18 protein-coding genes are annotated in these 22,699 nt (G+C 41.9%); 9 read left to right on the forward strand and 9 right to left on the reverse strand.

Annotated elements, in window-relative coordinates; genetic code table 11:
• Nucleotides 1-56 precede the first annotated feature (56 nt).
• Complete coding sequence (locus G496_RS0107935; RefSeq protein ID WP_027178816.1) at nucleotides 57-974, reverse strand: dihydroorotate dehydrogenase; 918 nt, start codon at nucleotides 972-974, stop codon at nucleotides 57-59.
• 2 nt (nucleotides 975-976) lie between these two features.
• Nucleotides 977-1,768 carry an iron-sulfur cluster-binding protein gene (locus G496_RS0107940; RefSeq protein WP_027178817.1) on the reverse strand — a complete coding sequence of 264 codons (792 nt, stop codon included), beginning with the start codon at nucleotides 1,766-1,768 and terminating at the stop codon, nucleotides 977-979.
• Nucleotides 1,769-1,826: 58 nt separating this feature from the next.
• Between G496_RS0107940 and G496_RS0107945 the strand changes: the two genes are divergently transcribed.
• Nucleotides 1,827-3,797 carry a U32 family peptidase gene (locus G496_RS0107945; protein WP_027178818.1) on the forward strand — a complete coding sequence of 657 codons (1,971 nt, stop codon included), beginning with the start codon at nucleotides 1,827-1,829 and terminating at the stop codon, nucleotides 3,795-3,797.
• A gap of 51 nt (nucleotides 3,798-3,848) precedes the next feature.
• Here the strand turns inward: G496_RS0107945 and G496_RS0107950 are convergent, their stop codons facing one another.
• On the reverse strand, nucleotides 3,849-4,193 hold the full coding sequence (locus tag G496_RS0107950) for a phenylpyruvate tautomerase MIF-related protein (protein ID WP_027178819.1): 345 nt from the start codon (nucleotides 4,191-4,193) through the stop codon (nucleotides 3,849-3,851).
• 20 nt (nucleotides 4,194-4,213) lie between these two features.
• Nucleotides 4,214-5,098 carry a helix-turn-helix domain-containing protein gene (locus G496_RS0107955; RefSeq protein ID WP_027178820.1) on the reverse strand — a complete coding sequence of 295 codons (885 nt, stop codon included), beginning with the start codon at nucleotides 5,096-5,098 and terminating at the stop codon, nucleotides 4,214-4,216.
• Nucleotides 5,099-5,307: 209 nt separating this feature from the next.
• Here G496_RS0107955 and G496_RS0107960 point away from each other — a divergent pair, with 209 nt between their 5' ends.
• From G496_RS0107960 to G496_RS0107985, 6 genes are all read left to right on the forward strand, one after another.
• Nucleotides 5,308-6,333: a TRAP transporter substrate-binding protein gene (locus tag G496_RS0107960; RefSeq protein WP_027178821.1), complete on the forward strand. Its 1,026-nt coding sequence runs from the start codon at nucleotides 5,308-5,310 to the stop codon at nucleotides 6,331-6,333.
• A gap of 60 nt (nucleotides 6,334-6,393) precedes the next feature.
• The gene (locus G496_RS0107965; protein ID WP_027178822.1) at nucleotides 6,394-6,912 is read left to right on the forward strand and encodes a TRAP transporter small permease; all 519 of its coding nucleotides are present in this window, start codon (nucleotides 6,394-6,396) and stop codon (nucleotides 6,910-6,912) included.
• Between the two features lie 17 nt (nucleotides 6,913-6,929).
• Nucleotides 6,930-8,207 carry a TRAP transporter large permease gene (locus G496_RS0107970; protein WP_027178823.1) on the forward strand — a complete coding sequence of 426 codons (1,278 nt, stop codon included), beginning with the start codon at nucleotides 6,930-6,932 and terminating at the stop codon, nucleotides 8,205-8,207.
• Nucleotides 8,208-8,216: 9 nt separating this feature from the next.
• Entirely contained in the window at nucleotides 8,217-9,557 is a 1,341-nt protein-coding gene (locus G496_RS0107975; protein WP_027178824.1) for a Zn-dependent hydrolase, read from the forward strand.
• Nucleotides 9,550-10,638 carry a dihydroorotase gene (gene pyrC / locus G496_RS19180; protein WP_051294919.1) on the forward strand — a complete coding sequence of 363 codons (1,089 nt, stop codon included), beginning with the start codon at nucleotides 9,550-9,552 and terminating at the stop codon, nucleotides 10,636-10,638. Before G496_RS0107975 ends, pyrC begins: the two co-directional genes overlap by 8 nt.
• A gap of 132 nt (nucleotides 10,639-10,770) precedes the next feature.
• Entirely contained in the window at nucleotides 10,771-11,466 is a 696-nt protein-coding gene (locus G496_RS0107985; protein ID WP_027178825.1) for an orotate phosphoribosyltransferase, read from the forward strand.
• A gap of 134 nt (nucleotides 11,467-11,600) precedes the next feature.
• On the opposite strand, the gene G496_RS0107990 is transcribed toward G496_RS0107985, so the two are convergent.
• The 4 genes from G496_RS0107990 to carB form a co-directional block, all read right to left on the reverse strand.
• Nucleotides 11,601-14,000, reverse strand: a complete 2,400-nt coding sequence (locus G496_RS0107990) for a penicillin-binding protein 1A (RefSeq protein WP_027178826.1) — start codon at nucleotides 13,998-14,000, stop codon at nucleotides 11,601-11,603.
• Between the two features lie 49 nt (nucleotides 14,001-14,049).
• A complete protein-coding gene (locus G496_RS0107995) occupies nucleotides 14,050-14,574 on the reverse strand; it encodes a YkgJ family cysteine cluster protein (RefSeq protein WP_027178827.1) in 525 nt (174 codons plus the stop codon).
• Nucleotides 14,575-14,585: 11 nt separating this feature from the next.
• Nucleotides 14,586-15,977 carry an amidophosphoribosyltransferase gene (gene purF / locus G496_RS0108000; RefSeq protein WP_027178828.1) on the reverse strand — a complete coding sequence of 464 codons (1,392 nt, stop codon included), beginning with the start codon at nucleotides 15,975-15,977 and terminating at the stop codon, nucleotides 14,586-14,588.
• A 365-nt stretch (nucleotides 15,978-16,342) separates the two neighbouring features.
• Nucleotides 16,343-19,576: a carbamoyl-phosphate synthase large subunit gene (carB, locus tag G496_RS0108005; protein ID WP_027178829.1), complete on the reverse strand. Its 3,234-nt coding sequence runs from the start codon at nucleotides 19,574-19,576 to the stop codon at nucleotides 16,343-16,345.
• Nucleotides 19,577-19,875: 299 nt separating this feature from the next.
• Here carB and G496_RS19185 point away from each other — a divergent pair, with 299 nt between their 5' ends.
• On the forward strand, nucleotides 19,876-20,169 hold the full coding sequence (locus G496_RS19185) for a FeoA family protein (RefSeq protein WP_051294920.1): 294 nt from the start codon (nucleotides 19,876-19,878) through the stop codon (nucleotides 20,167-20,169).
• A gap of 141 nt (nucleotides 20,170-20,310) precedes the next feature.
• A complete protein-coding gene (locus G496_RS0108015; protein WP_027178830.1) occupies nucleotides 20,311-20,583 on the forward strand; it encodes a hypothetical protein in 273 nt (90 codons plus the stop codon).
• An 81-nt stretch (nucleotides 20,584-20,664) separates the two neighbouring features.
• Here the strand turns inward: G496_RS0108015 and metG are convergent, their stop codons facing one another.
• Nucleotides 20,665-22,599, reverse strand: a complete 1,935-nt coding sequence (metG, locus tag G496_RS0108020) for a methionine--tRNA ligase (RefSeq protein ID WP_027178831.1) — start codon at nucleotides 22,597-22,599, stop codon at nucleotides 20,665-20,667.
• Between the last annotated feature and the right edge of the window lie 100 nt (nucleotides 22,600-22,699).

The raw sequence follows: 22,699 nt of genomic DNA on the forward strand, positions 1-22,699 counted from the left end.
AATCATACTTTGCAAGTTTTTTTTCTATTTTTCCAATTATTTTAAATAAAATAAAACTATTCAGGCAAAATCAGGCTACCGGTAAATTCTTCAAGAGATTTTGCTCCGGCAGCTTTTAAAACTCCGGGCAGTTCTTCCACTATCTTGAATGCTGTATCCGGGCTGATAAAGTTAGCAGTTCCTATTTGAACAGCTTTTGCTCCTACCAGCAGGAATTCAGCCGCATCTTCAGCAGTGGTAATACCGCCGAGACCCATTACTGGTAGATCAACAGCGTTTACGACCTGATGAACACAGCGCAAGGCCACAGGTTTTACAGCCGGTCCTGACAGACCGCCAATAACATTGGCAAGTCTGGGTTTACGACTTTTTATATCAACAGCCATACCGGATAAAGTATTGATAAGAGAAAGTCCGTCTGCCCCGCCATCTTCAGCGGCTTTAGCACATACGGTGATATCGGTTACATTTGGTGAAAGTTTTATAATTACAGGTTTTTTGCCGGAATTTTTCTTAACTGCTTTTGCGACCTTGGTAATCTGTGCAGGGTCTTGGCCAAAAGCAATTCCACCCTCTTTAACATTAGGGCAGGATACGTTCACTTCAAGAGCAGCTACTCCCTCTTCTTCAGCAAGCATTCCGGCGAGTTCTCCAAATTCCTGAGCATCAGTAGCATATAAATTTGCCAAAACAGGCAGATCTTTAACAGGAAGCTTGGGAAGCTTGCTCTTGAGGAAAGCTTCAACCCCGGGATTCTGAATACCAATTGCGTTGAGCATCCCGCATGGAGTTTCGGCAAGCCTCGGCATGGGATTCCCTTCCCTCGGCTTTATGGAGAGTCCTTTAACGATTATTCCACCAAGTTTTTCCAACTCCCCGAATCTTTTAAATTCAAGACCGAAACCAAAAGTTCCTGAAGCTGTTAAAATCGGATTTTTTAATTTCAGCCCGGCAAAATCAACTGACATATCCATAACTATTCCTCCAGACTGATTGCATCAGCTTTAAAAACAGGACCAGTGGTACAGACCTGAGTATGATGCCCATCATTTTCTCTGGTCACACACCCAAGGCAGGCTCCAACACCGCAAGCCATGCGATTTTCCAGAGAAAGTTCAGCTTCACAGCCAAATTCATTTGCAGCCGCCTGAACTGTTTTGAGAAAAGGTGTTGGTCCGCATGCGACGACAAGTCCATTTTTCTTAGAAAATTCTTCAACTAAAGCTTTAATTTTTGTGATAATAAGCTGAATATCCTCAACTTTATTCTCTTTGAAAGCTTCAGTTTCAACTTTTTTCTGAATTTCTGCATACGGATAGTTTTCAAGAGGCAGCCGATGTGCAAAGAATAGTTTCAGATTTTCAGGCTCAGGATGGGTGTCGACATATCCGCAAAAGGGAGCTATTCCCATTCCCCCTGCAAGCATCAAAACCGGACGGTCTGCAGGCTTGGAAAAGAAATTTCCCAGAGGACCCCACATTGACACGGCTTCTCCTTTCTGCAATTCGAGCAGACGTGATGTGCCGCGGCCTACAACCTGAAAAAGGATGGTAAGGCTATCACCATCCCCTTTACAGATGGAAAAAGGTCTGCCCCAAATGAGATCCAGAGGCCATGATAAAGGACGGATCATTACAAACTGTCCGGCGCGCCAGCTTTTCCAGCCCGGATGTTCGAGGCGAAGTTCAGCTATTTCCTCACCGGGTGAGGATTTACCAAGCTGTCTAATACTAAGGACTTTAACAGCCTTGCAGTTATCAGAACTCATAAATTTAAATCCTGTTTAATTTTGCTGTCCGCATAAAAAGCGGCAAAGCGTGATCAAAATGACAAAACACAAACCAGAAATTCTAGCACCTGCCGGTGATAAAGCATGTTTTTTAGCAGCAATTGCTGCCGGTGCCGATGCAGTATACTGCGGACTTAAACATTTTTCCGCACGAATGGAAGCAGATAACTTCTCTATCAGCGAATTGTCTGCCCTTGCCTCCCTTGGCAGAGAAAAAGGTGTTAAAACATATATAGCCATGAACACCCTGCTTAAACCAGGAGATATTCAAGCCGCCGGACGCCTGCTTGACCGTGTTGCAAGGCATATAAAACCTGAAGGAATAATCTTTCAGGATCTTGCAATGATCTCACTCGCCCGTCAGGTTGGCTATGAAGGTGAATTGCATTTATCAACACTTGCCAACGCTACACATCCTGAGGCATTGAAAACCGCCGCTGAACTGGGGATCAACAGAGTTGTTATTCCCCGTGAACTCAATCTGGACGAAGCCAAACAAATGGCTGAATCATGCCCTGAGGGCATGTCACTTGAACTCTTTATTCACGGAGCCCTGTGTTACTGTGTGTCAGGACGCTGCTACTGGAGTTCGTATCATGGCGGAAAAAGCGGTCTCCGTGGACGCTGTGTTCAGCCTTGTCGCCGTCTTTACGGTGGTTCAGGACGAAAAGACGATCCCAAAAGACTTTTCTCATGTCTTGATCTCAGCCTCGATGTCCTGACAAAACCAATGCTTTCTGTTCCACAAGTCAACTCATGGAAAATTGAAGGCCGTAAAAAAGGTCCCCATTACGTTTATTATGCAGTAACAGCTTACCGCATGCTCCGCGATGAACCGAATAATGCCCAGACACGTAAAAATGCTCTGGAATTACTTGATCTGGCACTAGGCAGACCTTCATCACACTCAATTTTTCTCCCGCAGCGTCCATTCACGCCACTGGAACCGGGAAATGAAACCGGTTCAGGTATGCTGATCGGCATCAGCAAGCAGGGTAAAAACGCCTTTTTCACAACACGTCAGGAGCTCCTGCCGGGAGACTTTCTCCGTGTCGGTTATCAGGATCAACCCGGTCACAGAACTATGCGGATCAGGAGATTTGTTCCTAAAAAAGGACGTGTTGATATTCCCGGAGGCAAAGGTAAAATATACTCCGGAACTAAAATCTTCCTGATAGACAGACGCGAACAGGGTCTTGTTACAGCAATCAACGAGCTGGACAAAGAATTGAAACAGGTAAGCGAAGAAAAAACAACTTCCAGCAGCTTCAACCCTGATATGCCTCGCCCGTTTCATAGCTCTGATAAGACAATGGACATGTTCCTCATGCGCAATCCGCCAAAAGGGAAAAACAGATTCGGGACATCTGTATGGCTCTCTAAAAATGCACTTGAAAGAACTCCACGTCATTCAGTCAGCAAAAACTGGTGGCACCTTCCGCCTGTAATCTGGCCGGACGAAGAAGAACAATGGTCAGACCTTATCTCGGCGACAATAGATTTAGGCGCAAAAGATTTTGTCCTTAATGCTCCGTGGCAGATGTCTTTATTTAAAAAGAACTCTAAAGAACTGCGCTTTCACGCAGGTCCATTCTGCAACGTTTCAAATGCTCTTGCTGTCCAGAAACTCAAAGATCTCGGTTTCAGTTCGGCATTTGTCTGTCCTGAGCTTGCAAAAGACGATTTTATCAATTTGCCTTCAAACAGCCCTCTACCTCTCGGAGTTGTCCTTAAAGGAATGTGGCCGCTTGGAATTTCAAGGATCATTGCTGAAGAAACACCCATGATGAGCCCGCTCTACAGCCGTAAAAAAGAAATCTGCTGGGTTCGTAAATATGACCAAAACTACTGGATTTTTCCAGGATGGCCTCTTGATCTGAGCAAGGAACGCAGAACTCTGGAAAAAGCTGGATATTCAATGTTCCTTGAAATACAGGAATCATGGCCAAAAGCAGTACCGGAACCTCAAAGGATAAGTACATTCAATTGGGATCTTACCCTTTATTAAACAAATTAGATACAGAAAGCCGCATGAATCAAACATGCGGCTTTCTTATTTCTAAAAAGTACTTCCGTCCCACCCAACATTTGACCGTTCGAGATCTCTAAAATCAATATAAACTCTTTTTCCTGAAATACCGTAATTTATATCGAGAAGGCTGCATATTTTCTCTGAGAGGTCACAACGCTGCTCTTTAGAAAGACCAATACTTCCAAGAGTTACCAATGCCGTAGGTGTGGCGGTAGCTCCAAAGCTCATGGTCATCTTATCGGCAACAAGAACCATTACCCGTGCTTCAGGCTTTGCCAGAGCTGTTGCAACAATTTCAGAAACTGTACTGGCAAGATTTTCTTTGCTGTCATCTGTGATATTTAAATTTGTTTCAATTCTACAAAAAGGCATACAACCCTCTCTAAAAATTATTATTTGGTTTCATCAATCATTTTACGCAGAAAAGCTGCGGCTTCCGGCCCCTTTAAGGAACGCATCCACAGTTCACTTACCATCTTCTCATGCAGGCTTAAAGCTTCCGGCGCAGAAGTCAGCATTGCAACTCCAAGACGTACGTTAGGAAATTCCCCAAGCTTGAACGGACTGATACCCAGCAGAGAACGCCCGGGCTGCCTGAAAATTTGAAAATTTGTACTTGGGATAGAATCGACTAAAATGCCTATCTGGACTCCAATCGGCTGCTTTTCCAATATTTCAAGGGCATTTTCAGCCTCTCTCCTAGCTACACCTTTTCTGGCTTCCATTACTTCCGGCGGAAGATCATAAGTTCCAATAAATCCATTTCGCAAAAAGCGTTCAAGCTCGATTGCTGAAATAAGACTGACGATACTTGGTTTGCGCTTACGATAATTTTTTTTCCGTTCCAGTAGAATTGAAATAATTTCATCTACGCTTCTTTCAGCCTTTTCGCGGTCAGGCAGTTCGCTTGGAAGCCCTTCCCGTATTACTATCGGCAACAACTCATCAAATTCATCAGTGGTCAACAGGTATGATAACGGCCCGAACATTATAAAAAGATGTTCGGAATCAGCTTCAGCCTGACGCATCCTCTCAAAAAAACTAACGGCAGACGCAACATACTCAACGCCGACGCCCATGAGTGACGTAAGTGAAACATTAAGCAATGCAGCAATTTTTTCGAGAGTCTCTAGCTTTGGAGGATCACCTTTTTCATATCGATATAGAGCAGCTCTTGAAATTCCTATTTTTTCAGCGACTTCTTCAGCACTATAACCACTTCCGAGTCTAAAAGCTTTAAGGCGCTGTCCTATCTCCAGAGGGCAGATTTCAGACATTTCAACTCCAATATAAATTATGTTTTCAAGATCTTATAAATCATTAATGACTAATTTATCAAATATGTAACTCATATTTACTTAAATTCTCATTTTTGTGAACTATTTTTTTCATTGTGTAAAAAATGAGATTTTTCTTGACAAAGAATCATCTTTTTTTCAATTTTTTTGAAACGAAATTGATTTTGGTAGATAAGGAGGTCCTCTATATGAAAAGAGCCAAACGTATTTCGGTATTTATTTTTTTAATTTCCCTATGCCTGACTTTTGTAGGAGCTTCCTTTTCACAGGCCGCTCAATTCACAGCCCGTATCGGTCACATTGAATCTCCTCTGATGCCACGTCATCAGGGACTGCTCAAAGTAGCTAAACTGGTTAAAGAACGTACCGACGGTAATGTTGAATTTCAGATTTTTCCTTCCGGCCAGCTGGGCAACCAGCGTGAGCTGAATGAAGGGGTTCAGTTTGGAACTATCGAAGGCACAGTTTCAGCTGCATCCTTCCTTGGCGGCTTTAATCCGGCTGTATCAATAGTAGATATTCCATTTATTTTTCCAGCTGACCGCAAAAAAGCTCAGGAACTCCGTCAGGGTAAATTCGGTAAAACAATTCTGAAGACTTTCGATTCCCGTGGATTCAAAGCTATTGCCACATGGCCTGACGGACGTAAAAGCTTTACCTCAAACAAGCCTATAGCTTCCATTGCAGATTTTAAAGGACAGCGTTTTCGTGTTATGGATTCAAAAATCCTCATCGAACAATTTAATGCTGTAGGAGCTTCTGCAATAGCCCTTCCATTCGGAGAACTTTACACGGCATTGCAGAATGGAGTTGTCGACGGTGAAGAAAATCCTCTGGATACAATTCAGCGTATGAAATTCTATGAAGTTCAAAAATATCTGCTTGTTTCCGATCATGGAGCAATGGAAGATTATATCCTCTTCAACCCGGCATGGTGGAACAGCCTCCCTGAAAAATATCAGGAGACCATTGTTAAAACTTTTGCGGAAGTAATGCCCGGAGTAGAGGTAAACAAAGAACAGGCTCAAAAGGATGCTCTTGAAGTAATTAAAAAAGCAGGAGTAAAAGTCAGCTATCTCAGTGATACTGAACGTGAAAAAATGCGTAGCCTTATGTACCCCAAGACAAAAGCAGCTTATCTCAGTTTTGCCGGTCAGGAAGGCAAAAAACTGGTTAAGATTTACGAAGAAGAATATAACCGTATCATGAAATAATTACAGGTTGTTTTGCTGGGGGAGCAACATCCCCCAGCATTTTTATTTTGGAGATTAGAGATGACAACTTTTGCGACCACCCTGCTTTCAATCATAAGAATTATAGAAAGAATTCTTATTATATCGATTAATCTTATCATGGTTGGTCTTTATACATTCAATGTTATTGTCCGTGAACTTTTTCCTGCGTACTCAAGTACTTTTGCATGGATTGATGAAGCCACCAGAATCTTAATGGTCTGGGCGGTTTTTCTGGCTTTAGGACTCGCACTGGAGCGCGGCAGACATGTTGCAGTCACTACCATTTTTGAAAAATTAACACCAAGAATACGCTACACCGTAGGAGCTTTAATTAATCTGGTAGGGCTTATCTTCAGTATCTACTTTACTTATCTGGCATTTGAACTTGTTAAATTTGTCTCCAGAACAGGACAACTCAGCCCCACTCTGGGAATACCGATGTACTGGCTATATGTTGCACCAGCCGTTGGTTTTATCCTTCTCGCTATTCGCTATCTTCTGGAACTTACAGGTATAAACAATAGACACGACCGCCCTGTGCTGGCAGCTGATTCATAATATTCGGAGCACTTTAAATGACAATTTTAATAATTCTGTGCGCACTTGTAATGCTTGTCATGGGTTTCGAGATGCTTCTAGTTCTCGGAGTACCGGCCTTCCTTACAAAGACATTTTTATTCTCACGTATCCCTGATCCGATTCTTATTCAGAAGTTGATCGGTGGAATTAACTTTTCCACCCTGCTTGCTATTCCATTTTTTATTTTTGCCGCAGAGCTTATGGCCTCCGGTCAGATAGCTAAAAGACTGACTGAGCTCATAAAATACTTTGTAGGGCATAGACTAGGCGGAATCGGACATACAACAATTTTCGGATCAATGGCTTTTGGTTCAGTTTCAGGTTCAGCTCCAGCAACAGTCGCTGCCATGGGTAAACTCATGTATCCTGAACTTAGAAACACCGGTTTCAGTGAAAAATTCAGCCTTGGAATGATTGTTTCTAGTGCAGAAACAGCACTGCTGATTCCTCCAAGCATCACTCTTATCATCTATGGCTGGATGACCGGAACATCCATAACCGGCCTTTTTATCGGTGGACTTGGAGTCGGAATAACACTTGGTCTGGCTTTTTCCGTACTGGTTCTCATAGAGAGTCTGCGTAAAGGAGTCGGGCGGGGAGAAAAAAATACTGCCCCGTTTTTTGGTGTATTCAAGGCTGCGGCATGGGCTTTGGGATTACCGGTAATAATTCTCGGTGGAATATACAGCGGTCTGTTCACTCCAACTGAAGCGGCCGCGATATCAGTTGTCTACGCAATTTTTGTTGAGGCCTTTATTTATAAGAATCTTTCACTTTCAAGATTATTTAATATTACCGAAAAGGCTGCCATTTCAACGACAATTATTTTTGTCCTTCTCGGAGTTGGAAGCATTATTTCATATTTTGTAACTCTGGCTCAGGTTCCAAGCCTCATAACAAACTTTCTGACTGATATTCAGGCTGGTCCGATAACATTTCTGATCATAATAAACATTGTATTTTTTATTGCCGGAATGTTTCTTGATCCGAACTCAGCCCAGCTGATTCTTGTTCCACCACTTTTTCCCGTGGCTCTTTCAATGGGCATTGACCCGATTCACTTTGGAGAAATTGTCTGTCTGAACATCTGTATCGGCATGATAACTCCTCCATTCGGGCTTGATATCTTTGTTGCTTCATCAACTCTTGAAATGCCCGTAATGTCCATCATAAATGGAGTTTGGCCGTTCCTGTTTATTAATATACTTGTTCTGTTACTGGTGACCTATGTCCCCGGTCTGGCAACTTTTCTGCCGTCTTTAATAGCAGGATAGGTTCTTAAAATGAGTACAATCCCATTTAACAACTATTCATCTGCAAAGGCGGACAATTTGATTTCAGGTTTAGCTACAAAATCTCCTGCAAGCCTCATTCATCTGAGAAATGAAGCTGAACAGTTATTCAGTCATCTCCACTCAATAAGCAAAGATAAACTTGGTGTAACCAGAGAGTCCTATGGAGCCGGAGAAAACATGGCTATGGACTTCATTGAAGATTACGCCCTTAGAGAGGGCTTGCATGCATATAGGGACAAAGCTGCAAACCTTGTAATAGAGCTTGAACCTGTTACTGAAGATCAAAAGCATATCATCATAGGCTCTCATCTGGATTCAGTTCCCCAAGGCGGTAACTATGACGGTTCAGCCGGGGTCATAGCAGGACTTTTATGCCTGATTGAAATGAAGCGTAGCGGACTCTCAACAGAGTTCCCGCTTAAAGTCATGGCCCTTCGCGGTGAAGAAAGTGCATGGTTCGGAGCCTGCTATCTTGGAGCAAAAGCTATCCTCGGAGTTCTTAAAGAATCTGAGTTGGAATTAACACACCGCAATAATGGCAAAACATTGCATGAACAAATGAAGTTATGCGGTGCCGATGTAAAAAGAATAAAACAAAACAATCCTCTGGTGGATTTATCAAAAATTGCAGCATATCTTGAACTGCACATAGAACAAGGACCAGTGCTGGTAGCAAGAGAACTCCCTGTAGCTGCAGTAACCGGGATTAGAGGCAATTTCCGCCATAGAAAAATTCAATGCATAGGTGAAGCAGGTCATTCCGGAGCTGTCCCCCGCTGGCTGAGACATGATGCTGTTTTTGCATTTTCAGACCTTATAACCAGAATTGATGACCATTGGACAACAATTCTTGAGCATGGTGGAGATTTGGTCCTTACCACCGGAATGCTGGCTACAAATAAAGAGAATCACGCCTTAACACGTATTCCTGGAGAAGTAACTTTCAGTTTTGAAGCCCGAAGCCAGTATGAACAGACTCTGACAGCCCTGGAAGCATTGATACATTCAGAATGCACCACAATTAAGCATGAACGGAAAGTAGACTTTATTTTTGATGAGCCTGTAAGAACATCACCGGCAATACTTGATGAAAATATTATAGAACTGATTAAGGCAGCATGTGTAAAAGAAAATCTCCCGGTGGAAGCCATCCCCAGCGGAGCCGGACATGATGCTTCAGTTTTTGCCAATGCCGGGATACCATCAGGAATGATCTTTGTGCGCAACTATAACGGATCACACAATCCCGATGAAGACATGGATATGGATGACTTCATCAGCGGAGTTTCAGTCCTTTTAAATGTAGTTATGGATTTCAAAGATGAATAAAGTAAAAATATTAAGACCAGACGACTGGCATCTGCATCTTAGGGACGGCGAAACAATGAAGGCTGTACTACCTGCCACAGCAAGGGCTTATGGCAGGGCTATGGTTATGCCGAATCTTACTCCACCGATTACATCAGTAAAACAGGCTGTAGAATATAGAAAAAAAATAGTTGAATCCATACCTGACAAAAATAATTTTACTCCATTAATGACCTGCTACCTCACTGATTCAACTTCTCCACATGAACTGGTTAAGGGATTCATGGATCAGGTTTTCATTGCCGCCAAGCTCTACCCTGCAGGAGCGACAACTAATTCTGAGAATGGCGTTACTTCCATAAAAAATATCTACTCAGTTCTTGAAAAAATGGAAATTCACGGTATCCCCCTATCCATTCACGGGGAAGTGACAAATCCCGAGGTTGATATTTTTGATAGAGAAAAAGTATTTATTGAACAGGTCTTAATCCCCATAAGAAAAAAATTTCCTGAATTGAAAATAGTCTTTGAGCACTTGAGTTCAAAAGAAGGGGTTGATTATGTACTGGAGAAAGATGGTCCGACATTTTCAACAATCACTCCACATCACATGCTTCTGACCCGTAATGATCTATTTAAAGGCGGATTGAGAATGTTTAATTACTGTCTGCCTGTCGTAAAAAAAGAAACCGACAGAAAGGCAATTGTTGATGCCGCAACATCGGGAGATGATCATTTCTTCTTCGGCTCTGATTCTGCTCCGCACTTTGAAAAAAACAAACTTAAAGACAAAGCGGCAGGAGGAATATTTAACGCTCCAAACTCAATTGAATACGTTACACAAATTTTTGCTGAAAATAACAAAATCGATCAGCTTGAAAAATTTACATCCCTCAACGGGGCTTCATTTTATGGTTTTGCTCCGTCTGAAGAATCACTAATACTAATAAAAAAAGAAAAACCTATTGAAAAAGACTTGTCAATTATGCAGGGAAAAGACAATATACGTTCGTTTAAGCCAGATGTCCCCCTATATTGGGAGATAGCGGGCAGTAATTATAACAATAGATTCGAAAAAAATGAAATTGAAGATGCCCGGTAAATTTACCGTTTATAAAAGACTCAAGCAAGCTGGTTTTGCCAACTTGGTTTGAGTTTTTTTTTAACCATAAGATAAAACAGAAAGACAATCCTGAAACGTCAGCGACACTGTCAAAACAAAAAGGAGAATATAATGTTTCCCACAAGTTTTCCAGACAAGGAACTGATAGCGGAACTTACCGCGAAGATGCTCGTGGAAGTCGAAGCCGTTCACTTCCGTGCAGATGAACCTTTTAAATTTACCTCCGGCTGGGCCAGCCCGGTTTACATCGATTGCCGTAAACTGATTTCTTTTCCTCGTGTTCGTCAGACACTCATGGATTTTGGAGCCTCCATCATCATGCGTGAGGTAGGATTTGAAAGCATTGATTGCGTAGCCGGTGGAGAAACAGCAGGAATTCCTTTTGCCGCATGGCTTTCCGACCGTCTTATGCTTCCTATGCAGTATGTTCGTAAAAAACCTAAAGGATTCGGAAGAGATGCCCAGATTGAAGGTAACTTCCCGGAAGGCTCCAGAGTTCTGCTGGTTGAAGACCTCACAACAGATGGTCGCAGCAAAATTAAGTTTGCACAGGCTCTGCGTAACGCAGGTGCAGAAGTAACTCACACTTTTGTACTCTTCCATTATGGAATATTCCCTAAGACAAAAGAAGTTCTTGCAAACGTAGGCCTTGAAATGCTCGCTCTGGCAACATGGTGGGACATCCTCAATGTATGTAAGAAAGAAAGTTATTTTGACACCCGTTCACTGGATGAAGTTGAAAAATTCCTTCATAATCCGGTTGAGTGGTCTGCTGCACACGGCGGAGTTTCAGAATACCCGAGCTAAATCGGATATTGCCTAAAATTAAAAAGCGGAGCATCCCAATCAGGAAGCTCCGCTTTTTGCTTTATTAAACACAGAAAATAAAAAGCCGACCTGTATACATACGGATCGGCTTCTTATGTAGATATTAAGTTTTATTAGAATGTCTGCTTAAACAAATCTTCACTTGATCCGCCGCCATCTTCTGCGGCTGCACCGGAAGAAGAAGCTGTCCGGGTTGGTTCAGTTCCTTCCTTGAATGGCAGATAATAATATTTCTCTGAATTCGAGGACGCAAGAAGCCCGGTTTTAGCATCAATTTTAGCTATTACAATGCCTTCCGGCTGCTGAAAATCAGTGTATGGATAATCTTTTTCAACCTTTTTACGATATTCCACGAAAATGGGACTTGCTGCCCTTGAGCCTGTTTCCCACTTACCCATTGGTGATATCTGGTCAAAGCCTACGAAAACACCAGTCAGCAGATATGGGGTAAATCCCATAAACCATGCATCATGTTCATTATTTGAAGTACCGGTCTTACCAGCTATCGGCCGTTTAAGGACTTTAGCTCTCCACCCGGTTCCGGACTGAACAACCTGTTTCATCAAATCACACATAATATAGGCTGTCTGCGGGCTTATGGCATCTTTGATTTCAGGTTTGGACTCATACATTATTTCATCCCATGGACTTGAAACTTTAAGAATCAATCTTGGCTGTACGGTTGATCCGCCACGGGCAAAAGCAGTGTATGCTTCACACAAATTTAAAGGCGAAACAGAGGCAGAACCCAAAGCAACTGACAAGTCGTTGGGAAAATCAGTTTCAAGCCCCAGAGTTTTAGCTCTTTCGATAATTTTTGAAATACCTATTTTCTGAGCCAACCTGATAGTCACAAGGTTTCTGGATTTTACAAGGGCAGTACGCAACAATGTCGGACCATAAAATACACCCTCAAAGTTCTGAGGTTTCCAGAGCTTACCCTGATCCATATTAGTGTAAACAAAAGGTGCATCAAGCATTATACTGGCAGGTGTAAAACCGTTATCCATGGCTGTTGAATAGACTATAGGCTTGAAAGCGGAACCCGGCTGGCGTTTTGCCTGAGTGGCACGATTAAACTGGCTATCGGTAAAGGAATACCCTCCGACCATAGCGAGAACTTCACCTGTCTTGGGATCAATTGAAACCATCGCGCCTTGAACAACCGGATGCTGTCTAAGATTCAACACAAAAGTGCAGCCATCTAAAGAATCTGTTTCGGGATCAACCTGATTGAAATTGACTTTAGAACCATCTTTAAAAAATGCTTCATCAACTTCCGCCCAGACAATGTCACCCTTTTTAACAATTTTTGTTGCATCGGACTGAGGTCTCACATCTTCCCAAGACTTGGACGGATCAAGCTCACGACACCAGCGCATACTCTTTACAGGGATAGTCCCCTTAAAAGTATTAAAACTAACTTCAGCTTTTCCCTTGGAAACACTGGTAACTAATACTTTTACCCATTTTCCCGGAAGAAGATCGGAGACACTTAATGTCTCCTTGGCAAGAAAATCACTGTACTGATCAGGAGTCAGCTGTTTTATGGGACCGCGCCATCCACGACGCATGGTTGATGCTTCAAGTCCGTGCCGTAAAGCGTCATCAGCTGCTTCCTGATGTTTCAAATCGCAGGATGTATATACTTTGAGGCCACCGGTATAAACTTCATCTTCACCGTATTTATCAACTAACCAGCGGCGGACCTCTTCAAGATAATATGGACCGACTGTCCACGAAGGGTCAGGCATGCTTTTATATTCAAGCTTCTGATCAACCGCATTATTGTACTCATCTTTATTTATCCAGCCACGTTCATACATCTGTCCCAGAACATACAGCTGTCTTGATTTTGCCCTTTCAGGATGTCTTAAAGGGTCATAACGGCTGGGAGCCTGCGGCAGCCCGGCAAGCAGAGCACACTCCGCAATTGTGAGTTCATTAACATGCTTGCCAAAATATGTTCGCGCGGCGGCTTCAACACCATAAGAACCTGCGCCAAGGTATATATGGTTTAAATATATTGTTAAAATTTCATTTTTTTCAAGATAATGTTCAAGGCGGAAGGAAAGGATAGCTTCCTTGAGTTTACGTGTATAGCTTTTTTCAGGAGTTAACAGCAGTCTTTTGATAATCTGCTGTGTAATAGTACTACCACCCTGCTTAATAGACCCTTTTTTAAGGTTTGCCATGAATGCTCTGAAAATAGCCTTTAAATCAACTCCGTCATGCTCATAGAAAGAAGCATCCTCAGCAGCTAAAAAGGCTTTGGGGAGCATTGGTGCCATTTCATCCATTTTTACAAGAAATCTTTTCTCCTTGTAAAAATAGCCCATCACTTTGTCATTGCGACTGTAGACGGTGGTCACCAGCGGAGGACGATAATCTGTGATTTTCTTAAATCCAGGCAAATCGCTTGCCGCCCACTGATAGACACCTACAATGGTTCCTACACCGAGCAACATGAGCACCAGTAAAGTAATTAATGCAATCTTATAGCCTTTTTTCATCAATAACACTCAAAACGGATTTTATTACACCGCAGACAATAAACTATTATCAAAATGTATAGCTTTTAAAACCCCATGCAGTTCTAAGCTGTCCATATATATTCAGGATTTCCTCTAGATCAAGACATACGGAACGAATCATTCCTCCGGGAGTCTTATTCTCTGTCTGGGCGAGGCAATCTGAACTCTCCAAAACCGATATGGACTTCCCAATAACCCAAAAAGGGAAGATTCTGCAATAAAAGGGTCTTATATCTCTAGCCAGAGTACATCCCTCTGATCCGAGAAAGACGCAAGCTCCGTTATCGTTCACCGCCAGTCTGTAATGAAACTCGCCTGCGGGAAAGATAGAATTTACATCTCTGCGTTCATCAGGGAATAATTTATACAGATTTTCAATAAAAACGGCGGAATTAGCTTCTAAAGCAAACCCGCCGTTATCGGGAGCGTATTTTAAAATACGCTCCCTTTCATAATCTGATAAAGGAAAACACAGTTCCTCTGATCCAGTAGTTATTTCACAACAGGTCGTCCCTAATCGGGCGCACCGTGCACAAACAAAAGGATCAGACATATTTTTCAGCTCTAATTATTTTCATCTTCAAGGCACATTTTGTTCTCTCCACGACATGGTATGGGATATTTACCATTAAAGCATGCCAGACAGTATGAATCACCATCTTCAACAGAGTTGAGCAGGCCTTCTATGCTCAAATAATGCAGAGAGTCCAGACCGAGGAAACGGGCAATATCATCCTCATGGTTATTGGCAGCAATAAGCTCCCCTTTTGAGGAAAAATCAATTCCATAAAAACATGGGTACCGTATGGCAGGGCAGCTTACCCGCATATGAATTTCAGAAGCACCCATTTCACGAAGCTTTTTAATTCTGGTACGGGTTGTTGTTCCGCGTACAATTGAATCTTCAATAATCATGATCTTTTTGCCTTTGATCATGCTTGGTACAGGATTAAGCTTAACCCTGACACTAAAATCTCTCATATCCTGAGAAGGCTGAATGAATGTTCTGCCAACATAATGGTTTCTGATCATGGCAAGTTCAAGTGGTATTCCTGAAGCCTGCGAGTAGCCTATGGCTGCATAGTTTCCAGAATCAGGGAAAGGCATTACATAATCAACGTCAACAGGCTTTTCTTTAGAAAGAATAGCTCCCATTTTTTTACGCCTTTCATAAACAACTTCACCAAAAACTCTGGAATCTGGACGTGCAAAATAAATCAACTCAAAAATACACTGTGTTCTGGGGACAGCTTCACAATATGTGTATGATTTAAGTCTGTTATTCTCAATAACAACCATTTCACCAGGATTTACAGGGCGTAAATGCTCTGCTTCAATCAAGTCAAATGCACATGTTTCAGAAGCAAAAACATAATTATCGCCAAGTCTGCCTATAGCAAGCGGTCTGAATCCGTTAGGATCTTTCAAAGCTATGAGTTTGTCATTAGCGAGAATGAGGAGGGAAAAAGCCCCCTTAACCTTTTTGCAAGCCTTCATTATGGCATCTTCTATAGTATTGCCATTGAGATTTTTTGCAATAAGGTGAACAAATACTTCACTGTCCATAGTAGTCTGGAAAATTGAACCTTGCGCCTCAAGTTCTTCACGAAGTTCTCTAACATTCACCAGATTCCCGTTATGGGCTATAGCTAGACGAAGATCTCCAAATCTTACCAGAAAAGGTTGCGCATTCCTGATTAGAGATGCACCCGTGGTAGAATAGCGGATATGCCCAATGGCAGTATCACCCTTTAGTTCTTTGCCAAGATGTCTCTCGTTAAAAACATCTGCAACAAGACCCATACCTTTCTGCTCTCTTATGGTCTGTCCGTCCCAGGTAACAATACCTGCAGATTCCTGACCTCTGTGCTGAAGGGCATAAAGTCCGAAATAAGTCATTCTGGCTGCTTCAGGATGCCCTGAAATACCGAACAATCCGCAATATTCTTTTTTCATATCAAAAGTTCTCTACTGGTCAATTCTTGCAAAGACCTATTTTGTTAACAGTGTTGTCTGACAATTGGATATAAAAAATATTAAAAAGAGAAAACTGAAATAGCACGTTTTAAATAATAACGCTTTATTTCAGTCTGCTTTGTGAAAAAGCAAAAGGCATCATAGTGGATGCTCATCTACTTTAACACACTGTTATATTTATTTTTATCCAAAAACTAACTGTTTCTTCAGGTTTGATGCTGCGCCAGCGCTTTTAAACTTCAAAATGAGAAAAAGCGACCGGAGAATCCGGTTTTTATCAAAGACACAGCGCGAACTTATCCAAAAAAACTTCAGGGCCGGGCAAAGCCCGACCCTGAAAGATTTTACATATTATGGTATTCCTGCATACTTTCGACACCAAGCCCGGCCCCGCGGTGCTCCTTGATAGCCATTGCCATGGCTGAAGCCCCGGTTACCGTGGTGGTATATGGAATTCCGTATAATAAAGCTGTCTGCCTGATTTGTTTTGAATCAGACACAGTCTTTTTGCCTGAGGGCGTATTAATCAACAAATCAATTTCATAGTTTTTAATCAGGTCGACAACATTCGGACGTCCTTCATAAACTTTCAAAACCTTTGTTGTTTCAACGCAGTTTTCAATAAGGTAGTCTGCTGTACCGCCTGTTGCCAGTATCTTAAATCCGAGATTGGCAAAAATCCTTGCAGCAGGAAGAATTGAATTCTTATCCCTATCCTGAACAGAAATAAAAACTGTTCCTTCAAGAGGCAATTTCTGACCACCACCGAGTTGGGCTTTCATATAAGCAAGGCCCGGCTTACGGTCAATACCCATAACTTCACCGGTAGAGCGCATTTCAGGTCCTAAAATAACATCCACATCAGGGAACCTGTTAAAAGGAAATACTGCTTCTTTAACAGCATAATATCCCTGCTTGCGCATTCTCCACGGTTTTATATCTTTAACTTTCTCTCCCAGCATAACTCGTGTTGCAAGCTTTGCCAAAGGAACTCCGGTTGCCTTGCTGACAAATGGAGCTGTCCTTGAAGCTCTGGGATTAACCTCAATAATATATATTTCATTATCCTTAACCGCGAATTGAATATTCATCAGTCCGATTACATTCAATTCAACTGCCAAAGCTTTTGTCTGGCGCTCTATTTCGTCTACAATTTCCTGACTCAAAGTATGAGGAGGAAGAACACAGGCTGAATCACCGGAATGAATTCCGGCTTCTTCAATATGCTCCATTACTCCAGCAACATAGGTATCAGTACCATCTGAAAGAGCGTCAACATCAACTTCAATGGCGTTTTCAAGGAATTTATCCACAAGAACAGGATGCTCAGAAGAAACGACTACAGCTTCCTTAAAGTAAGACTCGAACTCTTCGTCACTGTAAACTATGTCCATTCCACGTCCACCGAGAACGTATGAAGGACGCAGCACGAGAGGATATCCAAGTATTTCAGCAGCTTTTTTAGCATCTTCAAATGAGAGAGCTGTGCCGTTAGGCGGCTGCTTCAATCCAAGTTTGTTAAGCAGAGCTTTGAAACGTTCCCTGTCTTCAGCTCTATCGATGCTGTCAGGAGATGTTCCAAGGATTGTAACTCCGGCACGCAGCAAAGGAATTGCCAGATTCAAAGGAGTCTGGCCTCCAAACTGAATGATAACTCCATCAGGCTCTTCAAACTCAATGATATTCATGACATCTTCAAAAGTGAGCGGCTCAAAATAAAGTCTGTCTGAAGTATCATAGTCAGTTGAAACGGTTTCCGGATTTGAGTTTACCATAATGGACTTTACACCCATCTCTTTCAAAGCAAATGCGGAATGACAGCAGCAGTAGTCAAATTCTATACCCTGACCGATTCTATTGGGTCCTCCCCCTAGAATCATGACCTTGTGTCCATCCATACTCTTTGATTCAGAACCTTTTTCATAGGTTGAATAGAAATAAGGAGTATGAGCTTCGAATTCAGCAGCACAGGTATCAACAAGATAATATGCCGGAATAATTTTATGACTTTTACGGAAGCTTCTTACAGCCGCAGCCGACTCACGCCAAAGCGTTGCCAGCTGAATATCGGAATATCCGTATTCCTTAGCTTTTCTAAGCATTCCGGGAAGTTCTGGACTATCTGAAAACAATCCGTTTTCAATAGCAAAAGATTTAAGCTTCTGTTCAAAATCAAGAAGATCAATAAACTGTCTGAGGAACCATGGATCAATTGATGTGTATTCAAACAGCTCTTCTTCTGTCATTCCACAGAGGATAGCTTTTCTCAAAGTAAAGAGTCTGCTTGAATGAGGTTTACGAAGCTTTGGAGCAAGTTCCTCTTTAGTCAGATCACATTTGTCAAAATTCTTACCAAAACCGGGCATGCCCACTTCAAGAGAACGTAGACCCTTCTGCAGACATTCTTTAAAAGTTCTGCCTATAGCCATGGTCTCTCCGACACTCTTCATGGCTGTAGTTAGATAGTCTTCAGCTCCGGGGAATTTTTCAAATGTAAAACGAGGTATTTTAATTACACAATAATCGATAGTAGGCTCAAAAGAAGCCATGGTTTCTCTGGTAATATCGTTCGGTATTTCATCCAGAGTGTATCCGACAGCAAGCTTCGCGGCTATTTTTGCGATGGGAAAACCTGTGGCCTTTGAGGCCAGAGCAGATGAACGTGAAACACGAGGGTTCATTTCAATAACCATCATGTCCCCATTAGCCGGATTAATTGCAAACTGAACATTCGAGCCACCGGTTTCAACACCGATTTCACGCATGATAGCAAGTGAAGCATCACGCATTTTCTGGTACTCGACGTCAGTAAGGGTCTGCGCTGGGGCCACAGTGACGGAGTCACCGGTGTGAACGCCCATAGGATCTATATTCTCAATTGAGCATATAATTACGCAGTTATCCTTTTTATCGCGCATTACTTCGAGTTCATACTCTTTCCATCCGAGAATGGATTCTTCAAGCATGACTTCGCTATGAATGCTGGCTGCGATTCCCTGAGAAGCGATTTTCTCAAGATCTTCCATATTATATGCAACACCACCGCCAGTGCCACCAAGAGTATACGCGGGGCGAATAATAATCGGGAAACTTAGTTTCTTTCCCCAGTAGCGAACATCATCAATGTTGCGTGCGATTCCACTATGAGGAACCCTGAGGTTAATTTTTTCCATTGCGGCACGGAACAGTTCCCGGCTTTCTGCTTTTTGAATAACATCAGCGGAAGCTCCGATAAGCTCTACACCGAACTTTTCAAGCACACCTGCTTCATCAACAGCAAGAGCCGTATTAAGTCCGGTCTGGCCACCTAGGGTTGGCAGCAATGCATCAGGTCTTTCTTTTTCAATAATACGAGTAACGGTCTCTGGTTCGATCGGTTCAATATAAGTTCGATCGGCAAGACCGGGGTCAGTCATAATAGTTGCAGGATTTGAGTTAACAAGAATAACTTCGTAACCTTCCTCTTTCAGGGCCTTAAGGGCCTGAGTTCCGGAATAGTCAAATTCGCAGGCTTGACCAATAACGATCGGCCCGGATCCGATAAGCATGATTTTTTTGATATCAGTGCGTTTAGGCATGAACTCCACCAAGCGGGGTTTGAATTTAAGTCAGGATAAGTGGAAGAGACAGAAACTACTAAATCATTAAGCTCCGATGAGCAAGCCCATAAATGGCTCAAAATAACAATTTAGGGCTATTTTTTTGCATTTTATACCGCATGGGACAATAAAAAATTATACTGATAATTTTTACTCCCCTGCTTTGCTTTCTTATACACAACGAGTCATAATTATACAAAATATGCAACACACATATTTCAACTATAATTAACTTGAATGTTGACATAAGATAAAATTGAAATTAATTTTCAACTCCAATGAACACAATTGCAGAAACAACTGCGGCCAGACCGCTGGATTCATATTGTGAAGGGTCATTTGTAAGAGTGACTGACTTCCTCGGATGCAAATGCTCTCGGGGCTGCTTGCTATCTATGGGATTAATACCTGGAACCATTGTTAAAATTTTAAGCAACAATGGTAGGATGAAAATTTTAGTAAGAGACACTGAGGTTGCTTTGGGACACGATATGGCCGCAAAAATTATGGCAATTCCATCATGCGGCTACCAGAAAAGGCACAGACACCGCCACAGCTTCAATAAAATCTAATAAATCCCTACAGTTTCTACACTCCCCTTTAAATTCTCTTATAATACCTACCCAGCATACCACCTGAACTTAACTTTACACATTCAGTCATATTATTGCCAATTTATGGGCAACAAGATAATCTGATTCAAGAGGTAAAAAATGAACTCTCAAATCAGATGGAACTCTATTGAACTACTTAATAAGGGAAGTAACTCATATTGCAGTCAAACCCTTATTGAAATGAAAAAGATGTATGACATGCTCAAATCATATTATGGAGTTTGGGCAACAACACAGGATACGGTTTCCACATTAAACGAACTTCAGGAATACCGGGAATATATGGAAGAAAGTAGAGGAAGGATTGTATCCATAGTCATTAATGATGCTGATATTCCTGATGGCATGAAACCCCGGAAGAAAAAAATTTAAGCCTTTATCGTTATAAAAATGAAAGCCCTGAGGCATTATATGTCTCAGGGCTTTCTCTTTAAGAACACTATTTAAAAGCAATTATGAAATTTTGCATCCATTGCTAACATCAGAGCTTGGAGTCATAAGTTGCATTTTATCTCCATCACGAACAGCTAAAATCATTCCCTGTGACATTTCACCACGCAGCTTTCGTGGTTTTAAATTGGCAACGATTACAACCTGACGTCCTTCCAGATCTTCAGGTGTAAAAAATTCAGCAAGTCCGGCAACTACCTGTCTGGGTGATTCTTCTCCTATATCTACTTTTACAAGAAGAAGTTTATCGGCATCAGGATGTTTATTTACAGACAAAACTGTACCAACACGCATATCTATCTTCTGAAAATCAGTAAAATCAGCAAAACCGTCATCCGATTCTTCTTTTGCTGCTTTTTTATTTTTCTTAGCTGTTTTTTGTTTTTCCGGCTTTTCAGCAGCGGAAAGATCCACTCTTGGGAATAAATTAGAAGACCTTGCAAGCTCAGTCCCGGGTTCAATTAAACCCCAGATATCAATTTCAGCAGCAAGATTAATTTTTTCACAGCAAAAATCTATACCGAGCTGCTCAAGCATCTTTTCACTGGCTTCAGGCATTACAGGCCAGAGGTGAACTGCAATCTTACGCATATTCTCTAACATAACATACATAACTGTGCCTAGTCTTGAGGTCTCCCCATTTTTATAAAGAGTCCATGGTTGCGTGGAATCAATATACTTGTTCAAACCTCTAACCAGATTCCAGAGAGATTCTATACCTCTAGAAAATTTGGCATCAAGAAAGCACTGTTGAAAACCAGCCATACTTTCGCGGCCAAGCTTTTTGATTTCAACATCCTCTTCCCCGCTGTCGCCGGGAGTTGGAACTTTTCCCTCAAAATACTTATGGGTCATTGAAAGTGAACGGCTGAACAGATTGCCAAGATCATTGGCAAGGTCAGCATTCAATCTTCCGACTAGGGCTTCTTCAGAGAAACTGGCGTCGCTCCCGAAAACCATTTCACGCAATATAAAATACCTGAAGGCATTTACACCATATTTCTGGGCCATTTCGAGAGGTTCAACTACATTGCCCAAAGATTTAGACATCTTGGTGTCTTTTATAAGCCAGTATCCATGCACATTAAGATGCTGATAAGGTTCAATTTCTGCGGCTTTGAGCATTGTAGGCCAGAAAACAGCATGAGGTTTAAGAATATCTTTTGCTACCAGATGGTTAACACCTGGCCAGAATTTTTTAAACTTCTCACCGTCAGGATATTCAAGAGCTGTAATATAGTTGATAAGGGCATCAAACCAGACATAAGTGACATAGTCGGAATCAAAAGGAAGTTCTATTCCCCATTCAAGCCTTGTCTTAGGACGCGAGATGCAGAGATCTTCAAGAGCTCCTGATTTTAAAAGACTTAAAACTTCATTTTTATATCTTTCAGGACGTATAAAATCAGGGTGGGAGTTGATATGCTCAATGAGCCAGTCCTGATATTTGGACATTTTGAAAAAATAGTTCTTTTCTGCAATATATTCAGGCTTTGTTTCGTGCTGAGGACATTTTCCGTCTACTAGCTCTTTTTCAGTATAAAAGCGTTCACAACCGAAGCAATAATGACCGCCATACTCCCCAAAATAGATATCGCCTTTATCATAAACCTTCTGCAGAACACTCTGAACGCATTTTATATGCCTTTCCTGAGTCGTTCTGATAAAATCTGAATTTTCGATTTGAAGGTTAGGCCATAAATCGCTGAACATCTTGCTGATTGTGTCGACATACTGCCTTGGAGTCTGACCATTTTTTTCTGCAGCCTGAACAATTTTATCCCCATGTTCATCTGTTCCTGTAAGAAAATATGTGTCTTCACCAAGCAGTCTGTGAAACCTGTTCATAGAATCTGCTACGATTGTAGTATAAGCATGACCTAAATGAGGCTTAGCATTTACATAATAAATGGGAGTTGTAATAAAAAACGAATCCAAAACCTGTCACTCCTGTTACAGGGGTAAAAAAACAGCCACGCATCGGCTGAATCTTGTCGCGCCGAGAGACTGAATTACTCACTTCAGCCGGCAAAACTTT

The sequence above is a fragment of the Maridesulfovibrio bastinii DSM 16055 genome (assembly GCF_000429985.1).
GTDB classification, from domain to species: Bacteria; Desulfobacterota; Desulfovibrionia; order Desulfovibrionales; family Desulfovibrionaceae; genus Maridesulfovibrio; species Maridesulfovibrio bastinii.

Excerpts from the sequence above, each read along its gene's own strand:
- G496_RS0107955 (WP_027178820.1), bottom strand. The coding sequence starts at position 5,098 with ATGTCTGAAATCTGCCCTCTGGAGATAGGACAGCGCCTTAAAGCTTTT.
- G496_RS0107935 (WP_027178816.1), bottom strand. The coding sequence starts at position 974 with ATGGATATGTCAGTTGATTTTGCCGGGCTGAAATTAAAAAATCCGATT.
- G496_RS0107990 (WP_027178826.1), bottom strand. The coding sequence starts at position 14,000 with ATGAAAAAAGGCTATAAGATTGCATTAATTACTTTACTGGTGCTCATG.
- G496_RS0107945 (WP_027178818.1), top strand. The coding sequence starts at position 1,827 with ATGACAAAACACAAACCAGAAATTCTAGCACCTGCCGGTGATAAAGCA.
- G496_RS0107985 (WP_027178825.1), top strand. The coding sequence starts at position 10,771 with ATGTTTCCCACAAGTTTTCCAGACAAGGAACTGATAGCGGAACTTACC.
- G496_RS19185 (WP_051294920.1), top strand. The coding sequence starts at position 19,876 with ATGAACACAATTGCAGAAACAACTGCGGCCAGACCGCTGGATTCATAT.
- carB (WP_027178829.1), bottom strand. The coding sequence starts at position 19,576 with ATGCCTAAACGCACTGATATCAAAAAAATCATGCTTATCGGATCCGGG.
- pyrC (WP_051294919.1), top strand. The coding sequence starts at position 9,550 with ATGAATAAAGTAAAAATATTAAGACCAGACGACTGGCATCTGCATCTT.
- G496_RS0107970 (WP_027178823.1), top strand. The coding sequence starts at position 6,930 with ATGACAATTTTAATAATTCTGTGCGCACTTGTAATGCTTGTCATGGGT.
- G496_RS0107940 (WP_027178817.1), bottom strand. The coding sequence starts at position 1,768 with ATGAGTTCTGATAACTGCAAGGCTGTTAAAGTCCTTAGTATTAGACAG.
- G496_RS0107960 (WP_027178821.1), top strand. The coding sequence starts at position 5,308 with ATGAAAAGAGCCAAACGTATTTCGGTATTTATTTTTTTAATTTCCCTA.
- G496_RS0107975 (WP_027178824.1), top strand. The coding sequence starts at position 8,217 with ATGAGTACAATCCCATTTAACAACTATTCATCTGCAAAGGCGGACAAT.
- G496_RS0107965 (WP_027178822.1), top strand. The coding sequence starts at position 6,394 with ATGACAACTTTTGCGACCACCCTGCTTTCAATCATAAGAATTATAGAA.
- G496_RS0107995 (WP_027178827.1), bottom strand. The coding sequence starts at position 14,574 with ATGTCTGATCCTTTTGTTTGTGCACGGTGCGCCCGATTAGGGACGACC.
- G496_RS0108015 (WP_027178830.1), top strand. The coding sequence starts at position 20,311 with ATGAACTCTCAAATCAGATGGAACTCTATTGAACTACTTAATAAGGGA.
- purF (WP_027178828.1), bottom strand. The coding sequence starts at position 15,977 with ATGAAAAAAGAATATTGCGGATTGTTCGGTATTTCAGGGCATCCTGAA.
- G496_RS0107950 (WP_027178819.1), bottom strand. The coding sequence starts at position 4,193 with ATGCCTTTTTGTAGAATTGAAACAAATTTAAATATCACAGATGACAGC.